The sequence below is a fragment of the Streptomyces sp. enrichment culture genome, assembly GCF_964272855.1.
Classification (GTDB): Bacteria; Actinomycetota; Actinomycetes; order Streptomycetales; family Streptomycetaceae; genus Streptomyces.
Window position 1 is genome coordinate 7,787,046 of record NZ_OZ186847.1, and the last position, 19,948, is coordinate 7,806,993.

18 protein-coding genes are annotated in these 19,948 nt (G+C 72.5%); 9 read left to right on the forward strand and 9 right to left on the reverse strand.

Annotation, left to right across the window (positions count from 1 at the left end):
* The first annotated feature begins 86 nt into the window (after positions 1 to 86).
* Both ACSU6L_RS34700 and ACSU6L_RS34705 read left to right on the forward strand, forming a co-directional pair.
* Complete coding sequence (locus tag ACSU6L_RS34700; protein ID WP_437063362.1) at positions 87 to 1,211, forward strand: PP2C family protein-serine/threonine phosphatase; 1,125 nt, start codon at positions 87 to 89, stop codon at positions 1,209 to 1,211.
* Between the two features lie 32 nt (positions 1,212 to 1,243).
* Entirely contained in the window at positions 1,244 to 1,903 is a 660-nt protein-coding gene (locus ACSU6L_RS34705) for a TetR/AcrR family transcriptional regulator (RefSeq protein WP_437063364.1), read from the forward strand.
* Between the two features lie 10 nt (positions 1,904 to 1,913).
* On the opposite strand, the gene ACSU6L_RS34710 is transcribed toward ACSU6L_RS34705, so the two are convergent.
* The gene (locus ACSU6L_RS34710) at positions 1,914 to 3,557 is read right to left on the reverse strand and encodes a carboxylesterase/lipase family protein (protein WP_437063366.1); all 1,644 of its coding nucleotides are present in this window, start codon (positions 3,555 to 3,557) and stop codon (positions 1,914 to 1,916) included.
* A gap of 26 nt (positions 3,558 to 3,583) precedes the next feature.
* Positions 3,584 to 4,828: a choice-of-anchor Q domain-containing protein gene (locus tag ACSU6L_RS34715; RefSeq protein ID WP_437063368.1), complete on the reverse strand. Its 1,245-nt coding sequence runs from the start codon at positions 4,826 to 4,828 to the stop codon at positions 3,584 to 3,586.
* 514 nt (positions 4,829 to 5,342) lie between these two features.
* Between ACSU6L_RS34715 and ACSU6L_RS34720 the strand changes: the two genes are divergently transcribed.
* Both ACSU6L_RS34720 and ACSU6L_RS34725 read left to right on the forward strand, forming a co-directional pair.
* Positions 5,343 to 6,032 (forward strand): esterase/lipase family protein, encoded by a 690-nt coding sequence (locus ACSU6L_RS34720; RefSeq protein ID WP_437063370.1) that lies wholly within the window; start codon positions 5,343 to 5,345, stop codon positions 6,030 to 6,032.
* Between the two features lie 251 nt (positions 6,033 to 6,283).
* Positions 6,284 to 7,027 (forward strand): class I SAM-dependent methyltransferase, encoded by a 744-nt coding sequence (locus ACSU6L_RS34725; protein WP_437063372.1) that lies wholly within the window; start codon positions 6,284 to 6,286, stop codon positions 7,025 to 7,027.
* Positions 7,028 to 7,145: 118 nt separating this feature from the next.
* Here the strand turns inward: ACSU6L_RS34725 and ACSU6L_RS34730 are convergent, their stop codons facing one another.
* Together ACSU6L_RS34730 and ACSU6L_RS34735 are read right to left on the reverse strand one after the other, a co-directional pair.
* Positions 7,146 to 7,880, reverse strand: a complete 735-nt coding sequence (locus ACSU6L_RS34730) for a hypothetical protein (protein WP_437063374.1) — start codon at positions 7,878 to 7,880, stop codon at positions 7,146 to 7,148.
* On the reverse strand, positions 7,877 to 8,623 hold the full coding sequence (locus ACSU6L_RS34735; RefSeq protein WP_437063376.1) for a hypothetical protein: 747 nt from the start codon (positions 8,621 to 8,623) through the stop codon (positions 7,877 to 7,879). Before ACSU6L_RS34735 ends, ACSU6L_RS34730 begins: the two co-directional genes overlap by 4 nt.
* 189 nt (positions 8,624 to 8,812) lie before the next feature.
* Between ACSU6L_RS34735 and ACSU6L_RS34740 the strand changes: the two genes are divergently transcribed.
* The 3 genes from ACSU6L_RS34740 to ACSU6L_RS34750 all read left to right on the forward strand — a co-directional run bounded on the left by ACSU6L_RS34740 (position 8,813) and on the right by ACSU6L_RS34750 (position 12,223).
* Positions 8,813 to 10,489, forward strand: a complete 1,677-nt coding sequence (locus ACSU6L_RS34740) for a hypothetical protein (protein WP_437063378.1) — start codon at positions 8,813 to 8,815, stop codon at positions 10,487 to 10,489.
* 47 nt (positions 10,490 to 10,536) lie between these two features.
* On the forward strand, positions 10,537 to 11,208 hold the full coding sequence (locus tag ACSU6L_RS34745) for a DUF2278 family protein (RefSeq protein ID WP_437063380.1): 672 nt from the start codon (positions 10,537 to 10,539) through the stop codon (positions 11,206 to 11,208).
* Positions 11,209 to 11,335: 127 nt separating this feature from the next.
* A complete protein-coding gene (locus ACSU6L_RS34750) occupies positions 11,336 to 12,223 on the forward strand; it encodes an aminoglycoside phosphotransferase family protein (RefSeq protein WP_437063382.1) in 888 nt (295 codons plus the stop codon).
* Here ACSU6L_RS34750 and ACSU6L_RS34755 read toward each other — a convergent pair.
* Both ACSU6L_RS34755 and ACSU6L_RS34760 read right to left on the reverse strand, forming a co-directional pair.
* Complete coding sequence (locus ACSU6L_RS34755) at positions 12,220 to 12,918, reverse strand: NAD(P)-dependent oxidoreductase (protein WP_437063384.1); 699 nt, start codon at positions 12,916 to 12,918, stop codon at positions 12,220 to 12,222. The genes ACSU6L_RS34750 and ACSU6L_RS34755 overlap by 4 nt on opposite strands.
* Positions 12,915 to 13,898 carry an EamA family transporter gene (locus tag ACSU6L_RS34760; RefSeq protein WP_437063386.1) on the reverse strand — a complete coding sequence of 328 codons (984 nt, stop codon included), beginning with the start codon at positions 13,896 to 13,898 and terminating at the stop codon, positions 12,915 to 12,917. The genes ACSU6L_RS34755 and ACSU6L_RS34760 overlap by 4 nt, the downstream gene beginning before the upstream one ends.
* Positions 13,899 to 13,975: 77 nt before the next feature.
* Between ACSU6L_RS34760 and ACSU6L_RS34765 the strand changes: the two genes are divergently transcribed.
* Positions 13,976 to 14,866, forward strand: coding sequence for a LysR family transcriptional regulator (locus ACSU6L_RS34765; RefSeq protein ID WP_437065151.1), 891 nt, complete (start codon positions 13,976 to 13,978; stop codon positions 14,864 to 14,866).
* Between the two features lie 42 nt (positions 14,867 to 14,908).
* Here ACSU6L_RS34765 and ACSU6L_RS34770 read toward each other — a convergent pair whose 3' ends face one another.
* Together ACSU6L_RS34770 and ACSU6L_RS34775 are read right to left on the reverse strand one after the other, a co-directional pair.
* Entirely contained in the window at positions 14,909 to 16,366 is a 1,458-nt protein-coding gene (locus tag ACSU6L_RS34770; RefSeq protein ID WP_437063388.1) for a hypothetical protein, read from the reverse strand.
* A gap of 59 nt (positions 16,367 to 16,425) precedes the next feature.
* Positions 16,426 to 18,333, reverse strand: coding sequence for an SMI1/KNR4 family protein (locus ACSU6L_RS34775; RefSeq protein WP_437063390.1), 1,908 nt, complete (start codon positions 18,331 to 18,333; stop codon positions 16,426 to 16,428).
* A gap of 94 nt (positions 18,334 to 18,427) precedes the next feature.
* On the opposite strand from ACSU6L_RS34775, the gene ACSU6L_RS34780 reads away from it, so the two are divergent.
* Complete coding sequence (locus ACSU6L_RS34780) at positions 18,428 to 18,865, forward strand: hypothetical protein (RefSeq protein ID WP_437063391.1); 438 nt, start codon at positions 18,428 to 18,430, stop codon at positions 18,863 to 18,865.
* Here the strand turns inward: ACSU6L_RS34780 and ACSU6L_RS34785 are convergent.
* Entirely contained in the window at positions 18,801 to 19,826 is a 1,026-nt protein-coding gene (locus tag ACSU6L_RS34785) for an amidinotransferase (protein WP_437063393.1), read from the reverse strand. The two genes, ACSU6L_RS34780 and ACSU6L_RS34785, sit on opposite strands and share 65 nt — an antisense overlap.
* Positions 19,827 to 19,948 lie beyond the last annotated feature (122 nt).

A 19,948-nucleotide genomic window follows, 5' to 3' on the forward strand; every position in this document is an offset into this window, starting at 1 on the left:
CCCTTGATAGCACCACTCGGGGGAGCTGACGCTGGCGCGCGCCCTCTCACGGAACGAAGCTCGTTATGCCCCGATAGGATACTTTTGTGATCAGGACAGGACGGCCTCGGCGTCACCGCGCCCCGTACCGTGGCCGACGCGAGGCCGTAGCGCTGTCGCCCCTGATCCTCACCCTCCTCATCTCCGGCCTGGCCTTCGCCACCCCCAGGGAGATCGCCTTCAGCCGTCTCCTGCCCGCCGCACCCGCCCTCGCCGCCGCGATGTGGCCGGTGGTGCCCACGATGCTGCTGGGGGCGTTCTGTCTGCTCGTCATGATCGTGCTCAGCCAGTTCTACTCCGATCTGGGAACGCCCTACACGGCGGCCGCGATCGTCGCGGTCACCTTGGCGGCCGCGTACACGAGCCGTCTCCGGCTCCAGCGGGAGGAGGACCTCTTCCAGGTCCGGCTCGTCGCGGACGCGGCTCAGAAGGTGCTGCTGCGTCCCCTGCCGCGCCGGGTCCAGGACGTCGAGATCGAGTCGCTGTACCTGGCGGCCCAGGAGCAGGCCCGGATCGGGGGCGACTTCTACGAGGTGGCCGACACGCCGTACGGGGTCCGGCTGCTCATCGGTGACGTGCGCGGCAAGGGGTTGTCGGCGGTGGGGGCCGCCTCGGCGGTGATCAACTGCTTCAGGGAGAACGCGTACGACCAGCCCGACCTGAAGGGCGTCATCCGCCGCCTGGAGACCAGCCTGGGCCGCTACAGCCTGGCGATGCTCGACCCGGACCAGCCCGAGCACTTCGCCACCGCTCTGATCGCCGAGATCCAGTACGGCGGCGGGGTGGTGAGAATCCTCAACTGCGGGCACCCCCCGCCACTGCTGGTGCAGAGCGGGGAGATCCGCGTCCTCGAGCCCAGCGCTCCCTCGCCGCCCCTCAACCTGGCGGCGCTCCTCGGAGCCGACTACAACGTCGACACCGTCGCCTTCACCTCGGGCGACCAGATGCTGATCTACACCGACGGCGTGACGGAGACCCGGGACCGTACCGGTACGTTCTTCCCGCTGCCGGAGTGGATGAGGCAACTCGGCCCGACGGCGCCCCGAGAGCTGCTGGACCGGCTCCACCAGGACCTGCTCCGCTACAGCGGCGGAAGACTCGACGACGACATCGCGGCCGTCGCCGTCCGCTGCGGGGACCCCGAGACTCGAACGGGCCTCGCACAGGGCTGAGCGGACACCGGGTCTCGCCTAGAGTCGGCTGTATGACGCAGGCACCGGCCCAGGACCGCGGCGCACGGTCCCGCGACGCCATTCTCGACAGCGCCGGCGAGCTGATGTCGCGGCACGGCTACGCCGCCACCTCCATCTCCATGATCTCCGCCGACTGCGGTCTGCCGGCCAGCTCCATCTACTGGCACTTCGGCAGCAAGGACGGGATCTATGTCGCGGTGCTGGAGCGTGCGAGGACCGCGCTGCTGGCGGCCCTGCCCCCGGCCGAGATGCCGGGGGTCGATGCCGGGCAGCGTCTGCACGTCTTCCTCGCGCAGGTCCAGGACGCCCTCCAGTGCCAGCCGCGCGGTGTGAAGCTTCTGCTGGGGCTGGGCCTGGTGCAGCAGGACGCCGGCGCGGCGGCAGTGGCCGAGGTGCACCACTACCGCGACGCGCTGGTGGCCTGGTGCCGGGATGCGCTGAGCGCCGTGTTCGGGCTGAACGAGCGACCGGAGGTCGCGGACGAACTGGCGCGCTTCACGCTCAGGGTGGCGAGCGGCACCGTCGTCGCACGCTGGTTCGATCCGAGTGCCGTCCTGGACACCGAGCCGTTGCACGTCGCCTTGCTCGCGCTCGCGGCGCACCACGGCGTGCTCGTGGACGGGACCTCCGGCGAGGGTGCCCTGTCGCGTGACGGCACGGACAGGGCATGACGCCCGGGTGTCAGGTGGGGGAGGGGGACCAGAACGCGCAGTGGTGGTCGGCCGCGAAGCCGGTGGTGGACGCGACCCGGTCCGGCGCCAGCACCTGGACGCGGTCCCCTCCGGCCGTGTGGCGGGGCCAGGCGGGGCCATGGGAGCCGTTGGGATCGCCGGTGGCCGCGAACCGTGCCCAGTAGGAGGTCATCGTCGCGGACAGCCGCCGCTGGGCGGGCGTCAGGCGCATCGAGTCCATGGGAAAGAGATACGCCAGTTCGGAAGCGTGGAACGCACCCTGCGGCGTGTGCGGCGCCGGGATGAACGGTGGCGCCTCGGGGTCGTGGAACTCGTAGGCGTAGACGGGCGCCCGGGTGCCGTACAGCAGGCTGTCGGCCCGTGCCGGGCAGGCGAACCGCTGGTCGGTGTTGACGGCGGAGTAGGCCAGGTTGGGGGAGGGATACGCCGAGGCCGGATACGTGCGCAGGACCGCTGCCGCGCGGCCCCCGTGCTGGAGCCCGACCAGGGCGGAGTACGAGGCGGGAGTCAGGGGGCCGCCGCCGAGCAGGTCCACGTACAGCGCGGTGAAGTACCGGTACTCGTCGTGGGTGCTGCCGTTCAGCGTCGGGACGGCGTTCACTCGTCCCTCGGCCCACGCCCTGTCCGGAGCGCGCGGGAGGACACGCGGCCCGGTGTTCGGGCCCCACAAGGAGGCCGTCCCGGTCCCGGTGCCGCGCAGCAGCTCGGTGGTGGGCAGGGCACGCAGACAGGCCGCCGCGGTCGCCGGGTCCGGGCAGCCGGCCGAGGCCGCGAAGTCGGTTCCTCGCCGCTCGGCCGCGCCCAGCGTGAGCGGGGTGAGGCCACCGTCCGACGCGCAGCTCCCGCTCTGCTGGATCGCCCGCTGGAACAGGCCTCCGGCGGTCGGGGAGGCGATATGGGCGCAGGTGTCCACGGATCCGGCGGACTGACCGCCGAGGGTGACCCGGCCGTGATCGCCGCCGAAGGCGCCGATGTTGCGCCGGACCCAGCGCAGCGCGGCCTGCTGATCCATCAGGCCGTAGTCACCGGAGGCGTGGTCCTCGCTCTCCGACGACAGGGCGGGGTGGGCGAGGAAGCCCAACGCTCCCAGGCGGTAGTTGACGGTCACCACGACCACGCCGCGCGCGGCCAGCGCCGAGCCGTCGTAGTCGCTGCCGGCGCCGTAGGTGTTGCCGCCGCCGTGCAGCCACACCAGCACGGGGAGGGGGCGGCCGCCGGTGCGGGCGGGTGTCCACACATTCAGGTACAGGCAGTCCTCCGTCGTGCTGCCGGTGCGGTTGGACGCGCCGGGCAGGACGGGGCCGCCGTCGGGGAGCAGGGTCAGCGGCAGCTGGGGGCAGGGGTGGGCCGGCGCGGTGGCGTCCCGTACGCCCGGCCAGCGCTCGGCGGGCCGTGGCGGACGCCAGCGCAGCTCACCTGTCGGCGGGGCGGCGAAGGGGATGCCCTGGAAGACCCGGATGCCGTCTCCGTGCGCCGCGCCGCGCACCCAGCCGCGGTCGGTGCGCAGGACCAGGGAGTCGTGAGCGGCAGCGGCCGTGCTCGGGGCGACGGCGAGGCAGGACAGCAGCAGGGCCACGACCGCGATCACGGCGCGGGCCGGGGTGCTGCGCGGGCTCGGCGATCTCGTCGCCACTCCTGATGCCGGTGCTGGCGGCGCGGTCATGACGTGTGCTCGTAGGCGCCGATGTCGCAGGCGGGACCCTGCGGGCGGGCGACACCGCGCTGATCGGTGGCCGGGCAGTCGGCCGCCGCGTCCAGGGCGGGGCTTCCCGGCAGCAGCGCGGCGGTGTCCGTGGGGCCGCCGTTGTCGGCGAGCGGGCCGACCAGCGGCGTACGGCTGGGCAGGTCCCCGGCGGCGGTGAGCCGGCAGCTTCCGTCACCGTCGATGTTGTGGCCCTCCGACGCGATGGTGGCGAAGGCCCTCTCGCAGTCGGCGGCCCTGCCGTCGACGGTGTTGCCGGCGATGACGGAGTTGCGCAGCGTCAGCCGCCCCAGGGGCAGATCGATGACGTCGGGGATCGGGGAGGGCAGGCTGTCGAGGTAGGCGGGGGCTATGTTGATGCCGCCCCCGCCGTCACTGGAACTGTTCCCGGAGATCGTCGAGTTGAGGATCGACACGGTTTCCCGGCCGCGGATGTCGATGCCGCCGCCGTAACCGGCCAGGCTGCCGGGGCGGTCGCCCGGGTTCGTCACCCGGTTGTCGGCGACGGTCGAGTTGATGACGGTTCCGCCGTCGTCGAACCTGATGCCTCCGGCCTCTCCCGCGACGTTCCCGCTGACGGTGCTGTCGATGAGATCCAGGTGTGAGCCGGGGGTGTTGAAGATGCCGCCGCCGTAGCCCGCGGCGTTCCCGGTCACGGCCACGCGTCGCAGCGTCATGTGGTGCCCGTTGGCGATGCCGCCGCCACCGGTGTCTGTGATGGGCAGTTCGCGCTGCTTGGCCGTGCCCCCGGTGATCGTCAGATCGGACAGTCGGGTGTCCGCCTGCATGCGGAAGGCGCGGTCCAGGTGGTCGGCGTCGATGACGGTGGTCCGTGCGCCGGAGCCGCGGATCGTGGTGGGCACGGCGACGTTCAGGTCACCCGTGGTCGGGTCGGGGTTGTCTCCGATGATCAGGCGGGGGTCGGGCGGGATGGACAGCCGGTAGCGGCCGGGAGGCAGGGTGATGGTGCTGCCCTGGCGGGCGTTGGCGGCCATGACCGCGGCGCGCAGGCTGCACGTGCCCGACGCGGTGCGGCACAGACCGTCCGACGGGTCGGCGTCGACGGCGTCGGACGTGGTGTCCACGGTGAACTCCGTGGGTCCGGCGGCCGCGGGGGCGGCGGCGCCGGTCGTGGGCGCGGCGAGTGCCATGGCCGTGGCGAGGCCGATGGTGAGTACCACCGGGCCGGTTCGCAGGTTCATCGGATGAACTCCTCTCGGCGAGGAAGGAGGACTCGGCTGATGCGAGGGCGTGTCGCCGCGTCGGAGCGGCGAGGCAGGCCGGGCAGGAGAGCCGGCGGGAGGTGAACGGCGTGCACGGCGTCTGAGCCGTCCGAGCTCTGTAAGGAGCGTTCCATTCACGGAGTTCCGTGTCTACCGAGCGGTAGAGGAGTGACCGGATGGAGACGGGACCCCGCGGGGGTGAGTGGGAACCGCGGCAGGCCTGAGGAGACGCGCGGAAGACCTCGGCGGCGAACAGGCGAAGAAACCCGACGCACACCTCTTGACCATCCGTACCTACTGGTCAGTACGCTCTCGGCACCCTCAGAACACCAGCGCTTTGCCCCCGTGCCGCCGCGGCGCACCCGCCCTCGGCACGCTCCCGCACGCCCACAGGCCGAGTCCGTGTTCCCGTGACCCGGGCGACGCCCGACACGGTCTTTCAGCCAGACGGCGCCGTCGAGCGCTTCCCCGAACCCCACTTTGAGAGTCCATCGTGAAGAAAACCCTCATGACCGCTGCCGCCGCCGCGGCCGGCGCCCTTCTCGCGGTGCAGGCCCCAGGTCCCGCCCAGGCGTCGAGCAGCTCCACCTTCGACTCCGCCGCCGACCCCATCCTGTTCGTGCACGGTTACACCGGTGACGCCGGCAACTGGAACGTCATGGCCGACCGATTCAGAACCGACGGCTGGCCGTCCTCCCACCTGGACCAGTGGTCGTACGACTGGCGCCAGTCGAACGCCACGACGGCCCAGCAGTTGTCGGCCGAGGTCGACCGCCTGCTCGCGGCCACCGGCGCCGCCCGAGTCGACATCGTCAGCCACTCCATGGGCGGGCTCTCCTCGCGCTATTTCCTGAAGAACCTCGGAGGGACCTCCAAGGTCGACGCCTGGGTGTCGCTGGGCGGCCCCAATCACGGCACGGACAGCGCCGACAGCTGCTTCGACACCTCCTGCACCGAGATGCGTATCGGCTCCGACTACCTCGCCGCACTCAACTCCGGAGACGAGACGCCGGGCTCATCCCGCTACGCGACCTGGTGGTCGCCTTGCGATCTGGTGATCAACCCGGACAGTTCCGTCTCCCTGTCCGGGGCGGCGAACACCAAGACCGCCTGCCTCGGCCACACGGACCTGCTCGCCGACGCGACGGTCTACGCCCAGACCAGGGACATGATCAACCGCTGACCCCCGGCGGCCACGAGGAACGCGCGGCGAGATCACCCGACACGAGCCTGGCGCGACGCCCGAACGTCTCCCGAGGCGGTGTTGGGTGATACGAGGGTCGCCTGCCGACTTCTTCGTGCCATCTGCCAGTACGGCTGCCGGAACGCCGCGGAGCAGACTCTCAGCCACGGCCAAGTCCCGCCTTCGGCCTCCGAGTTGCCGAAGGCGGGCGTGGCGATGTTCAGGCTCTGATGCGAAGAGGGGGCGGCACGGTGAGAGTGCAGCAGTACGACGAGATCGGCGAGGCCTTCGAGGGGTTCAAGTCCCTCCCGTTGATGCGTTACGGGGAAGTGCCGAGCTTTCTGGCGATGGTCGGGGACGTGCGCGGCAAGTCGGTTCTCGACGTGGCGTGCGGCACCGGTTTCTACAGCAGGGAGTTCAAGCGGCGCGGTGCCACGGATGTCTTCGGCGTCGACATCTCCGTCGAGATGATCGCCGCCGCGCAGGAGTTCGAGCAGCGTGACCCGCTGGGGGTGCGCTACGAGGTCGGTGATGTCGGCGAGCTGGGGTCGCTGGACCGGCGTTTCGACGTCGCGTTGGGAGTGCAGTGCCTCAACTACGCCGAGGACATCGCGGAGATGGAGCGGATGAGCCGCAACATCCACCGGAACCTGGTGCCGGGCGGAGAGTTCTTCGTGCTCTCACAGAATCCCGACTACAAGTTCGACTGCGCCTCCCTGGACAAGTACGGGTTCCGCTGCGAGCCGACCGGCGAGGAGATCGAGACGGGTCCGCGGGTGCGGGTCACGGCCCTGCTCGAAGCACAGCCGATCAGCATCGTCTCCACGGCCCCGCGCCGCGACGTCTACGAGCGGTGTCTGCGGGCGGCCGGCTTCAGTGACGTCGAGTGGGTTCCGCTGCAGGTGTCGCAAGCCGGCATCCGTGAGTTCGGCGAGGACTTCTGGGCGGACCTCTACACGAGCCCGCCGCTGGAGATGCTGCGCTGCCGTGCCTGACCGCCCGCCGGGCCGGCCCTTGACACCGGCACGGCCCGGCGGCCGGTAGCGCGTGCCCACGTGGACGCGCGTCAGGGCCTGTCGGAGCGCACCCCGAGTCCATCGGCTTCCGGGCCGGTCAGTCGGCCGCCGTTCCCGGAATCTCCTTGGCGACCTTGTTCACAGGCGCGATCAGCAGCCACAGCGCGGCAAGACCGACGAGCACGGTGCTCCAGGTCTCCTCCACCCCGGCCAGCGCGGGCACCGCGAGCAGATAGGGCACGCCGTAGACGACCAGCCAGCGCGCGGCCCCGCCCGGGGTCCAGCAGTCGTCGCCGCCGGCGCCCAGACCGACGGACAGACCGCCGACGATGCCGCCCATGAGGGCGGTCAGGAACAGGGCGGCCACGAGGGCTCCCCACCGCAGTTCCTCGTGCGCCGGCGAGGCGCCCAGCCCCAGCAGCACCAGCCCGCTGACGGGGATCCCCATCAGCATGACGTTCGCGATGCGCAGCGTGTCCCAGATCCAGTCCGGCACATCGCCGACCGGGTCCAGCCCGGACACCGCGGGCGCCTCGGCACCGGCGTCGACGACCATGCCGCGCAGCGCCCAGCGGGCGTTGCGCCACAGGGCCACCGCCCACAGCAGTCCAAACCCGAGCCCGGCCCCGCCCGCCGCGAGCACGTAGGGGTGCGCCGCCGGGCCGGGCCGCCACACCAGGAGTACCGCCGCGGCCCACCCCGACAGCACCGCGGCGCCCGCGAGCAGCCGGGCTCCCACGGTGCGCCACCATCCGGCCCGCTCCGCGCGGTTACCCCCGGAGTGCAGCCGTGGCAGCTGGAAGACGAGCACCACCTCGCCCCGTCGCCTCACCACAGCACCCCGAACACCATCACCACGCCGATGAACAGCCAGACCGCACCACCGAAGATCATGAGGAACAGCTTCATCAGCAGGAACGGCAGCCACTGCGCGTGCGCGGCACGGGACGGCTGCCGGGGGTCGTAGACGATCTCGGTGCGCTGGACGTTCCGCCGGCAACTGTAGGTGTGCACACCGCCCTCGGCGTCGGTGTAGCTGTAGTAGACAGTCTTCTTCCGCCGCCCGGTCGCGTACCCGTGCACGGAGATGCCCCGCCGCGCCAGCGCGGCCCGCCGGGTGGCCTCCTCGATGCCGCCGAGGAAGCCCAGCAGGCCGATGGCGAGGGGAACCAGCCCGACGACCACACCGAGGATCCGCGCCCCGTGCGTCGCGGCGACCCACCCGGCGTATCCGAGGTAGGCGAGCACCAGCAGGACGAGGGGCGTCAGCACCCACCACAGCCGCGGCTCCCGTGACTCGTCCGTCGTGACCAGCGCGCTGCCCGCCGGATCCCGCAGCGCGGGAAGGACACCGGTCAGCGCGGCGGCGAACGCGGCGGTGGCGGTCGGGTTGCCGCCCTCGACGCGATGCACCGCACCGTCGGTGAGCACGATCTCGACGACCCGAGGCTCGGGCGTCCTGACTTCCCGCACGACGGCGAGGGGTATGCCGACGCGCCGGTCGGGGTGTTCGATACGGACCGCGTCGGAGTCGTACTTGGCGGAGACCCGGCGGCCGTGGAGTATCTGGGACATGCACAGTTGACCTTCGTACGGCCCCGAGGGTTGCCCCGGCATCTCGGTTCCGGTCGGGTTGTGCCGATCGGCCGAACCCGCAGCACATCCGGGCGTATGTGCTCGTGCCCCTGGGTGCAACGGCCGGACGGGCCCCCTCGCTTGATTACGCTCGGTCGCCTCCCCCACCCGTACCCCCTGGAGGTCCCCATGCCGTCATCCCCTCCCTGGGCCCGTATCCGGCTCGGCTCCGACGGCAGCTTCGTGCTCGGCGGGGCGCCGGGCGACGACGGCCGTCTGATCAGGGTCGCGTTCGGGGCGTCCGGCGTCCTGTCGGTGCTGTCGCTGCCACCGGAAGGCGGCTGGTACGAGGCGACCGTGCGCCTGGGGCGGGCGGTCGACCGGCGCCGCGACCTGCTGAGGCTGCGGGTGGCCCGGGCCGTCGACGAGGGCGTCGAGGCGGCGGAGACGGCGTACGCCGCGACGGGCGGGCGGCGCACCCGGGAGATGTTCATGGACGGCTTGGAGAGCTGCCGCTGGAGCATCGTGGACGTCCGCGCGGACGGCTCACGGATCACGGGCGACGGCCGTCTGGAGGAGGGCACGGCCTCGGTGACCCGCCGTTGGGACGACGCGGACGGGCAGCGGCTGCGGGAGACCGCCAGCACCTGCGCCCGCAAGTCAGGACGTACGGGCACCCGGATCGCCTCCCGGTCCGAGACCGTGTACCCGCACGGCGGCATCAGCGTCAGCGAGCGGGTCTCCACCGTGGCCTCCGACGGGGAGCGCCGGTTCCGGCGTCGCACCGCGTGGGCGGACATGCCCGAGGGCAGCGTGGTCGAGCGAATCCGCGAAACGGTCACGGCCGCCGACGGAACCCGACGCACCGGTTCCGTCGTACAGACCTTCGGCGACGGCAGCCGTACCATCCGCCACATCGACGAATTGCTCCAGCCCGGCGGACGCCGGATCCGGGACGTCAGCGTCACCCGCCTCCTCGCCGACGGTGCCGGCCGGTCCGTCTTCCAGGGCCGTCAGGAGTCGGTCGTGCACGGCGGGTCCGGCGGTGCCGCGGGGCGATTCCGGCCGACGGCCGGCTCCGCCGCCGGCGGGCGCCTGGTCGACGAGGGGTGGGGAGTCGACGCCAGCGGCAGCACCGTGGTCGTCACCGTCGAGAACCGCCCGGACGGAACAGTCGCGATCACCACGGTGAACCGACGACCGGACGGCAACGGCAACCGCCGCGTCACCGTCCGGGACGCCGCGGGGCACATCGTGTCCGACACCACCGAACCGGCGGCGGCCGAGGACGCCGAGCCCACGGCCGCCGAACAACTGGAGAACGACAAGGGCGACGAAGACAGCGAGGACTGGGCCGGCGCATACGACTTCGACGTGCCAGAGCCCGCCCGCGGCGGAAGGGAAGACGGCTGGCAGGACTGTGAGGGCGGCGGGGAGGAACCGCCGGACATGCTGCCCACCCACGCCCGCAGCGTCTTCGCCCTCATGAGCGACCCGGAAGCCTGGTACCCCGAGGACGAGGAATCCGCTCCCATCGCCCGCCGCCTCGAATTCGCCCTGCGTGACCGTGTGCCCTACCTGGGCGGCGCCGGCCCGGACACGGGATGGGGCGAGGGCGGCGGCGAGGCGCCGCCGGACGTCGAACTGGGGGAGGCGGACCTGGCGAGCCTGCGCCCGGTGTACGGTCCCACCGGTGACTGGGACGACTGGAAGGGTCCCCGCGTGCACACCGGCTACGTCAGAGCCCTGCTCTCGGCGCTCGCCCACACCACCGCCGTGGACCCGGCGGCCGTCAGCCAGGCCGTCCTCGCGTACGAGGCCCTGTCCACCCGCATCGACAACGTCCTGCTCCGCCACGAGTCCTGACGGTGCGGATACCCGGTTCGCCTGTTTTGTTCTGGTTCACTGGCGGCATGCCCTTCGAAAAGTACGGCGTGCTGTCCGGGACCCTCCACCGTCACTACCGCGACCAGCCCGACAACCAGGGCCGCTGGTTCCATGTGAACGTGGAGGTGGACGCCCCCGGTGGTCGCTACCACTGCGCCGTGGACGTCGACAGTCACAAGTCCAACGTGGGTGTTCAGTGGAAGGTCTTCACACTGAAGGCCAGTGAGCTGGGACCCGTCGCCGCCCTCGCCCAGGGCTACCACGATCTCGCGCCCGGCTCGGTCTCCGGAGCGCTGGACTATCTGCGCCATCCGGCACTGGTCGACCGGTCCGGCGTGCTGTTCCAGCGGCGCCCGCCGTCCTGGCTGCAGGACGTGCTCGACCTCTTCGGCGCCCGGCCCTGGCACGCGGGCTCCTACGCCGACGCCACCGTCGCGCTGGAGCCGATCCTGGTGCCCGGGCGGCGTGTGCTCGTCTTCGGGGAGCCGTTCACCGACGACCCCGAGGGCGACCTCGGCATGCACAACATCCACCAGAACCAGGGCGATCCGGCCGGATCCCAGTGGTGGGACGAGAACGGCATCTGGCAGGACGGCGCCACGCTCACCCGCCGCCCCGACGGCCGGTACGACGTCTTCCTGAACAAGTTCTCCAGCCAGGCGGACCAGACGAACAGCGCGGGCCACCCCGTGACGTGACGCCGACGTGCCCGGTCGTGGGAGCGTGCCCGGTCGGGGGAAAACCCGTCGACAGGCGACCGGCTGACGCACTGTGATGGGGTCCGGCAGCCCGCCGTCCGCAGCGGGCCGAACCCAGGAGCCGCTCTTGGCGACCGCGACGCCCCAGGACCCCGACCGCCCCGCGATCGACACCGCGCTGGTGAGGCGCCTGGTCGACACGCAGTTCCCGCAGTGGTCCGGGCTCCCCCTGCGCAGGCTCGAACAGGCCGGATCGGACCATGTGATCCACCGCCTGGGCGAGGAGCTGTCCGTACGGCTGCCCCGCCACGCCGGGGCCGTCGGGCAGGCCGAGAAGGAGGCCGAGTGGCTGCCCCGGCTCGCCCCGCACGTGCCGCTGCCCGTACCGGTCCCGGTGGCCGTGGGGAAGCCCGGCCTCGGCTATCCGTGGCCCTGGATGGTGGCCCGCTGGCTGGACGGCGAGGTGGCGACGGTGGCGGCACTCGCCGACTCGTACGACACCGCCGTCGAACTCGCCCGATTTCTGACCGCCCTTCAGCGCTTCACGCCCGACAACGCCCCGGCCGAGGACACGGCCGACACCCTCGCGGCCCGGGACCGGGCGACACGGGCCGCCATCGCCCGGCTCGACGGCGAGTTCGACGCGTCGGCCATGACCGACCTGTGGGAAGCCGCGCTCGACGCCCCCGCATGGGACCGGCCCCCGGTCTGGTTCCACGGAGACTTCCACACCGGCAACCTGTTGACCAGCGACGGCCGTCTCAGCGCCGTCATCGACTTCGAGAGACTCGGCGTCGGCGACCCGTCCCGTGACCTGACCATCGCCTTCACGCTGATGTCCGCCGGCCCCCGCGCCGCCTTCCGCGCCGCGCTCGGCGTGGACGACGCCACCTGGACCCGAGGCCGCGGCTGGGCCCTGGCCACGGGCCTGAACGCCCATGTCTCCTACGCCGCCACCGAGCCCCGGGTCGCCGCGCAGACGACCCGTCAGATCACCGAGGCGCTGGCCGGCTAGGCGCTCCCCGCGCCGGGCACCGCCTGACGGTCCTGGTGGACGACCGTGATGTGTCGATCGGTCCCGGGGTTCTCGAGTTCGTCGAGCACGGCGACGGCCAGGTCCTCGGCGCTGATCCACGACCGGTCGTCGGCGGTGGTGAGCAGGGTGTCGGTGCCGCGCCGGTAGCGGCCCGTGCGCTCACCGGGTTCGAGCAGGGCCGGAGGGCTCAGGTAGACCCAGTCCGCGCCCGGACGGTCCTCGCAGGCCCGCAACTGCGCGATCCCGGCGACGGCCACCGCCCGGTACTCGGCGGGCACATAGGCGGGGTCGTCCGCCAGGATCAGGTCTTGGTCACCGGGACTGCGCAGCGCGCCGGCGCCACCGACCACGAGGACGCGTATCCCCTCGCGGGCGGCCACGTCCAGCACGGTACGGGTCGCGCCGACCAGGAACTCCTGGTCGACCGGGAAGGTCCGGAGCGTCACCACCACGGCGTCCGGGACGACGCCGTGCGTCGCGGCGCCGGTCAGCGTCTCGCGCAGGGCGGTGGGGTCGTTCGCGTCGACGGCGACCGGAGTGAGGCCCGGCCTCCCGTCCACGGGCTTGCGGGACAGGGCGAGCACGCCGTGTCCGCGCGCAGCGGCCTCGTCGATCACCCGGCTGCCCACCATGCCGGTGGCGCCGAGTACGGCGATCGTCCTGCGGGTCGTCATCGGTTCAGCTCCTCTTGAGAGTGGTGAGTGGTGGTTCTCGGCCGCGGACCCCGCGGGCCCGCCGTCCGCCCCGCGCCCGCCCGCTTCGGCGGGTCGAACTGCGCGGCGAGCAACGCGGCCAGGGCGAGGACGAAGCCGATGCTCTGCGGCAGGCTCAGCGACTCGCCCAGCCCGATGCCGACGACGGTGGCGACCAGCGGCGACAGCAGCACCAGCGGCGCGGACGCGCCGACCGGCAGCCGGCCGATCCCGCGGAACCACAGCGTGTACGCGATCAGCCCGCCCATGCTGCCGAGCCAGAGGTAACCGCCGGCGGCGGCCCAGTCGATCCGCTGCGGCACCCCTTCCAGGACGAGGGTGAGGGGGAGCAACAGCAGTCCGCCCGCCGTCAGTTGCCAGCCCGCCAGGGTGAGCGGACCCACCCCGTCGGGACGGCCCCAGCGCTTGGTGAGGACGACGCCGCCGGCCATGGTGGCCGTACCGACGAGACCCGCGAGCACCCCGGCCGCGTCCAGCTGCGCCTGCGGCCCGAGCACGACGAGTCCGACGCCGAGCACGCCGAGCACACCCCAGATCCACCGCCAGGCCGTCGGCCGGTCGCGGAGCACCGCGATGGCGAGGGCCGCGACCAGGAGCGGCTGCGTGGCGCTGAGGGTGGCGGCGACCCCGCCGGGGAGTCGTTCGGCCGCGACGAACAGCAACGGGAACAGCGCGCCGATGTTGAGCACCCCGAGGACGGCGGCCTTCCACCACCAGTCCCCGCGCGGGAGCACCCGCGTGAGCGCCAGCCCGATCAGCCCGGCGGGCAGGGCGCGCATCAGCCCGGCGAACAACGGATGCCCGGCTGGGAGGAGTTCGGTGGTCACGGCGTAGGTGGTGCCCCACGCGGCCGGTGCGAGCGCGGTCAGTGCGACGGTCGCCACCCGCTGCGCGGACACGGCCCGCGGCAGGCCGCGGGACCGCTCGGTCAAGGTCTGCATGCGGGAAGTCTCGACTCCTCGGCTCATGAATCCAAAGCATGCTTGTCATGCCAGGCATGAATGAGGACGATGAATGCGTGGACCTGCAGCAGATGCGCTACGTCGTCGCCCTCGCCGAGACCCGCAACTTCACCCGTGCCGCCGAGCGCTGCTCGGTCGTGCAGTCCTCGCTCAGTCACCGGATCGCCGGGCTGGAACGCGAACTCGGCGTCCAGCTCTTCGCCCGCTCCAGCCGCCGGGTCGAACCGACCAGCGCCGGAGTCGCGTTCGTCGCCGGGGCCCGGGAGTGCCTGGCCGCCGCGGACCGCGCGGTCGCCCAAGCCGCCGCGGCGACCGGTGTGGTGCGCGGCCGGCTCGCCGTCGGTGTGATCGTGACCACGGCCGCCGTCGACGTACCGGAGCTGCTTCAGCGCTACCGCGCCCGGCATCCCGAGGTCCAGGTCGTCCTGCGGTCCGGGCGCAGCGACGACCTGGTGACGGCGATCCGTGACGGCGATCTGGACATCGCCTTCCTCGGCCTGCCGGAGGGCCGACGCCCGTCCGGGGTCGAGTCCGTCGACCTCGACCACGACCGGCACGTGCTGGTGGTGCCGGCCGGGCACCGGCTCGCGGGAGCCTCCCGGGTCACCCTGGAGGAGATCGCGGGGGAGCCCTTCGTGGACTTCGTGGCCGGGACGCCCGCCCGTGCCCAGTCCGACGAGGCGTTCGCCGCGGCCGGCCTGGTCCGCGACGTCGCGTACGAGGCCGGTGTGGTGGAGCTGATGACGCGGCTGATCGCCCGTGGGCTCGGTATCGCGTTGATGCCGTCGGCGTTCATCGGCCCGCTGGCCGCCGACGACCCGGAACTGGCACTGGTGCCGGTGGTCGACGGTCCGCGCCGCGTCGAGTATCTGGCGTGGAGCCGTTTCAACCCCAGCCCGGCGACCATGGCCATGCTCGCGGTGCTCGGCGTCAGAACACCCGCGTGACCCGGGCGCCCGGCGGCGATGCGCCGAGCGGCCCGGGGGTCGTCAGCGTCTCCTCCGAACGGCCGCCACGAGCCGTCCCGCCGCCTCGAAGCGGAGGTGATCCAAGGTGTCCGCGCCGTAGGGCCAGTCCTCGGCACGGTCGAAGCAGAGGTCGGTGGGGATGGGGGAGTCGCGCAGGTCCGCGGCGTGGGTGCCCGGCGGGAGCGCGGCGAGGGCGGCGCGCAGCGGATCGGGCGAACCGGCCCACTCCTCGATCGGCACCGGACGAGTCCACGGCTCGCCGGTGTGGGTGAGGAAGCCCGCCGTGGCGCCCCGCACATGGGAGGCGAAGTCGGCGGCGGCAGCCGCCGCACGGCCGATGCGCGCCACGGTCAGCAGCAGATGCGGCAGGGACTCGGCGACCAGGGCGAGGCCGGGTTCCCTGCGGAGGACGCCGGGGTCCGCGGGGATCGAGACCACGTAACCCCATTCACCGGTGCGGGGGTCGACACGGACCTGCATCAGCGCGTCGTCGTGCGGTCCGTGGCCGAGACGGGCGACCGGCCAGTAGGTGCCGTCACCGCCCATCATGCGGTGCGCTTCCGGGGCGACGGCGTGCTCGGGCACGCCGGGTGCGAGCCGCAGCGGGGGCAGCCCCTGCATCCGTATGCCGCCGATCTCACGCAGCACGGTACGGATGCCGTCCGGGACGGGTACCGGCCAGGTGTCCAGTGCGGCGTCGGTGTGCCCCTCGTCGAGGGCGACCAGGTCCGGGTGGGCGGCGGCGAGAGCGCTCAGCTCCCCGACGGCCAGCCGCGCGGCGTCCGCCGGGACCGTGGGCCGGCGCACCGGCCGGCCCAGGAAGTCACCGCTGACGAAGCTGTGCAGCAGCAACGCGCGCCCGTCGCCGACCAGTTCGTACGTCAGCTCGCTGCCGCTCGTGTCGGCCGTGTCGTACTCGAAGGAGTAGTACGGCTCCCACTCCACCCGGCACGGATATCCGGGCAGTGCGCGCAGGTCGACGACATCGGTCAACTGGCCGCCGCCGGCGACGAGCGAGGCGAGTTCCGCGTCCTCGCCCTCGGCCGCCTCGATCGACGGGACGGCCGGGACGGACACCCGCGGGCGGGCCGGCTCGCCTGCGAGGCCCAGCAGCCAGGCAGTGAACGACGGGGCCTCCACCACGATCTCCGTGTCGTCCCACGGCTGGACGCGGATCACCGGCCCCCAGTCCGACGCGCCCACCCCCACCACCAGCGTGCCGTCGTCACCGGGAAGATCGCCCAGGGTCCAGTGGCCCTGGGCGAAGTCCCGCGGCCCGGGAGTGCGAGGCCCGAAGTCGTACCGGAAGCGGCCGTCCCGCACCCCGCCCACCTCCCGCAGCACGGTACGCACGGCCTGGGGCAACTCGACCGGCCACCGGTCCAGTTCGGCGTCCGGGAAACCGTCCAGCGGTTCCATGCCCCGTGCGCGCAGCGCCGACACGGCGGCCCGTACCTGCTCCAGACTGATGTCGCTCATGGAAGCCGATCATGGCAGAGACCACTGACGACACGGTCGGGAGCCGGTCCCGGACCGCGTCACGGCCGGGTGCGCACCCAGCGCAGCGTCGCGTATCGCTCGCCGGGCCGCGGTGGCCGGTTCCACGGGCGCGTCCGGAGGGTGTGCAGACGTCCGCGCGTCAGGGCGAGCCGCGGGAGACGGACGCCGAACTCGGTGGCGATCGCCTCAAGGGCCCGCCCCTCGGCCGGCCGCCAGGCGTCCGCGTCGTCGTCCTCGAAGAACCGGTCCGGGTCCAGCGCTTCGGGCACGTCTCCTCGCCGGGCGACCGGGGTGCCCCGCACCGTGAACGCGTACAGCTCCGCCCCGTCCTGCGCGACGGACAGGTGGAAGAGACCGGGACGGCGGCCGAGAGGCGGCTCGCTCCAGACCGTGACGGCGCGGGTGTTCGCGGAGGCGGCGACGCCCGGGGAGACGAACCGTTCCTCGTGGAAGCCGCCGCCCGGCCGTGGTTCCAGGGCGAAGCTCCAGCCCGGCCCCGCCCGTCCGACGGCGGTCAGCGCCCTGTCCTCCCATGTCGCGTCCGGGTCGCCACGGAAGCCCGTACGGGACTGCCACATCGTCATCGGTTCGCTCAGCGCGGCGTCGTCGGCGCCGATGAGGCCGGGCAGCTCGGCCGGTTCCGCCCCCTCCACGAGAACGAAGCGGTACGACTCCAGGAAGCCGTTCGGATCCCGCTCCGACAGCCATGCCAGACCCGGCGGATCCAGATCGGCCACCGGCGCCGGAGCCTCCCCGCGGTGCCCCGCCCGGGGTGTGGCGAGCAGTTCCCGTCCCCGTTCCGGGCCGATCAGGGGGCCGAGCAGCGGGTCGGCGACGAGGCCGACCGGGGCCAGGTGGTCGGGGCCCAGCGGCCGCCACTCCGGCAGGGCCGCGCGCAGCGTGTGCCACGCCGCGTCCGTGTCGCCCCAGCGCGCCTGTTCCCGTGCCTGTTCCACGGCCCGCCCGAAGGCGCCCTCGGCGCTGTACCGGAAGGCGTCTTCCCGCAGCTGCCGCTCCACCTCGGCCGCCGTCTCCTGGAGCGAGACCGACGCGCCTCCCCGGAAGTGGGGCTGCCACGGTGTGCCCCGGTGGAAGCGAAGGTGCTCGGCAGCCAGCACGGGCAGCAACTCCCACGCGTAGCGGGGATCGTCGGGGAGCAGGCCGAAGGACACCATGTGGGTCTGCCCGAGCAGTCGGCGGATCTGGTCGCGCAGCCCCGCCGCGCGTGGCCTGCCGAACGCGATGGCCTCCGCCAGCAAGGCCTCGGCCTGCTCGTACCGTCCGCCCAGCGCCTCCAGCCGGGCCGTCTCGACGGACGAGTCGAGCGCCCGCGTCGTCGCGTTGGCGAACTCCGGTCCCTCGCCGGCCGCCCGGTGGGCCCGCAGACTGTGCCACTCCCGGTACATGGCGTCCATGAACGCCCGGAACGACCCGTACCGTTCCGGCGGACTCGCGCGCCACGACGCGTAGCAGTACACGGCCCACTCGCCGTCGCCGTCCACGTCGCCCGGGTCCAGCAGGACGTAGACGGCGTCCGACTCCACGTCCAGTTGCAGCGCCCGATGCCACATCCCGGCCAGGAGCGTCTCCTCGGGCGTGGGGTCGTTCTCGGGGTCCGTCTCGTAGAACTCGGCGAGTCCCGACGCGTCCTGGTGCCACCGGACCCCGTCGGTCCCCCCGAGCAACCAGACGAAGCCCCCCGCGTGCCGCCAGCCGTCGCTCACCGCCAGAAAGGTCCGGTACGAGGGCGGCAGCCGGTGCCCGAGCCGCTCCTCCAAGGCCAGGATCCGTTCCTCGGACGCGGGCGGGAACCCCAGCCAGCGCGTACGCAGCGCCTCCTCGTCCCCCGGGCGCCGCTCGTCCGCGGGCACGTCCGGATCCTGCGCGTCGGCCCACTCCTGGCTCCAGCGCACCAGTAAGGACCGCCAGTCATCGATCTCCGTCATACCGCCGATGCTGCCAGCCGCCACTGACAACGCCCCGCTCCGATCCGGCGGGAAAGCAGGTGCTCGCAGCGGCGCTTCGCTCTACGGTGGCCCGATGGGAACCGATCGGCGTGTCCGCCGCCTCGTGGTCGACGGGGCCGTCTGGCACCGGACGGTCCGGCAGCGCGGCGGACCCGACTACGCCGACTGCCGGCTGACGCTCTCCTTCTTCCCCGAGGCGTCGGAGCGTGGCCTTCGGCGCCGCTTGTCCCTGGTCTTCGCCCCGGGACCGGAAAGGATCGTTTCGAACTCGTACTTCGAGGCGGGCACGGTCGTACGCCTCCCGGACCGCGGCCGGCTCAACCTCTACGAGCCGGGAGCGGCCCGGCGCCTGCTCACGGCCGCGGCGCCGGTCCTCGAGGCGCGTCCACTGGAGCGGAACGTCGAAGTGGACGGCTGGCTCTGCTTCGACGAAGTCCTGCCGGGGGTCACTGATCCGGTTCGCGTACCAGCGGATGGTGCGCGCAGCGAAAGCCACCGGCGAACGCCGTGACCGCGTCGAAGGGGAGCGTGTGCACGGTGACGTCCCGCGCGGTCAGCGCTTCGGCGAGCGCCGTCAGCCGTTCGTCGACGAGTACCTCACCGGGCGCCAGGACGAGGCTGTTCCCCGCGAGGAGGTTCACCGCGTCGTGCAGGCTCACGTCGATCAGATCCCAGTCGGCGACAGGCGCCGGCACTCCGTCGACGAACTGCTGCCGGCACACGACCGCCAGGCCCTCGCGTACGGCGGTGAGCCCGTCGTCCAGATGGATGACATGCTCACTGACCGGCACCTCGTGCACGCGGTAGCCGTCGCCGAGCAGGCGCGCCAGCCACCGGGCGCCCGCCGCGTCCGACGCCGCTCCGCCCCGTCCGCAGCCGACGAGGATGTCCCGCCCGAGGACCGCGACGTCACCGCCTTCGAGGAACGGCCCCGTCGCCGACGACAGCTCGGTCACGGGTACGGGGGAGGGCGGCGGCATCACCGAGTAGCGCGCTCCGCGGGACACGGCCTCTGCGAAGACGGGACGCAGTCCGAAACGCTCCTTGAAACGGGCCGGCAGCCGCAGCGCGGCCTCGATGACGTGATCGCCCACGACGAGGATCGGATCGCGGACGAACGTCTGCATGCGGAACCCGTCGCCGTCACTGTCGTAGACGCCCAGCTCGGCGTCGCTCAGCTCCCGTGGGCGGTGCACGGCCACCTCGCGGCCGGTGAGGAAGCGCACCAGTCCGTCGATCTGCTCGACGGTCCTCTCGTAGCCCTCCGGGTCCGCGTCGGACCAGAGCTTGCCGGCCCAGCGTGGCAGTCGCCGCCGGGTGCGGTCGGGCAGGAAGCGCAACGAGTCCGGAACTCCCGCGCCGACTCGCTCCGGAACGCGGAAGTCGATGACGCGGCCGACCACCGCCTCTTTCAGGGTTCCCCACTCGTGGGTGACGTTGATGCGGGGGAGTGGCCGAGGTGTGCTGCTCATCATCGCGTGACTCCTTCCGGGCGCGGTGTGGCGCGTATGCGGTTATTTCGACCTTTTCATCCCGGGATTTCTGATTCATCCACACGGAGTGCCGGAAGTGACCGGACATTTCGGATGATCCG

Bases quoted from the DNA above. Each gene is read 5' to 3' on its own strand.
- ACSU6L_RS34775 (WP_437063390.1), bottom strand. From the start codon at position 18,333: ATGACGGAGATCGATGACTGGCGGTCCTTACTGGTGCGCTGGAGCCAG.
- ACSU6L_RS34780 (WP_437063391.1), top strand. From the start codon at position 18,428: ATGGGAACCGATCGGCGTGTCCGCCGCCTCGTGGTCGACGGGGCCGTC.
- ACSU6L_RS34740 (WP_437063378.1), top strand. From the start codon at position 8,813: ATGCCGTCATCCCCTCCCTGGGCCCGTATCCGGCTCGGCTCCGACGGC.
- ACSU6L_RS34715 (WP_437063368.1), bottom strand. From the start codon at position 4,828: ATGAACCTGCGAACCGGCCCGGTGGTACTCACCATCGGCCTCGCCACG.
- ACSU6L_RS34745 (WP_437063380.1), top strand. From the start codon at position 10,537: ATGCCCTTCGAAAAGTACGGCGTGCTGTCCGGGACCCTCCACCGTCAC.
- ACSU6L_RS34735 (WP_437063376.1), bottom strand. From the start codon at position 8,623: ATGTCCCAGATACTCCACGGCCGCCGGGTCTCCGCCAAGTACGACTCC.
- ACSU6L_RS34785 (WP_437063393.1), bottom strand. From the start codon at position 19,826: ATGAGCAGCACACCTCGGCCACTCCCCCGCATCAACGTCACCCACGAG.
- ACSU6L_RS34770 (WP_437063388.1), bottom strand. From the start codon at position 16,366: ATGAGCGACATCAGTCTGGAGCAGGTACGGGCCGCCGTGTCGGCGCTG.
- ACSU6L_RS34760 (WP_437063386.1), bottom strand. From the start codon at position 13,898: ATGCAGACCTTGACCGAGCGGTCCCGCGGCCTGCCGCGGGCCGTGTCC.
- ACSU6L_RS34705 (WP_437063364.1), top strand. From the start codon at position 1,244: ATGACGCAGGCACCGGCCCAGGACCGCGGCGCACGGTCCCGCGACGCC.
- ACSU6L_RS34755 (WP_437063384.1), bottom strand. From the start codon at position 12,918: ATGACGACCCGCAGGACGATCGCCGTACTCGGCGCCACCGGCATGGTG.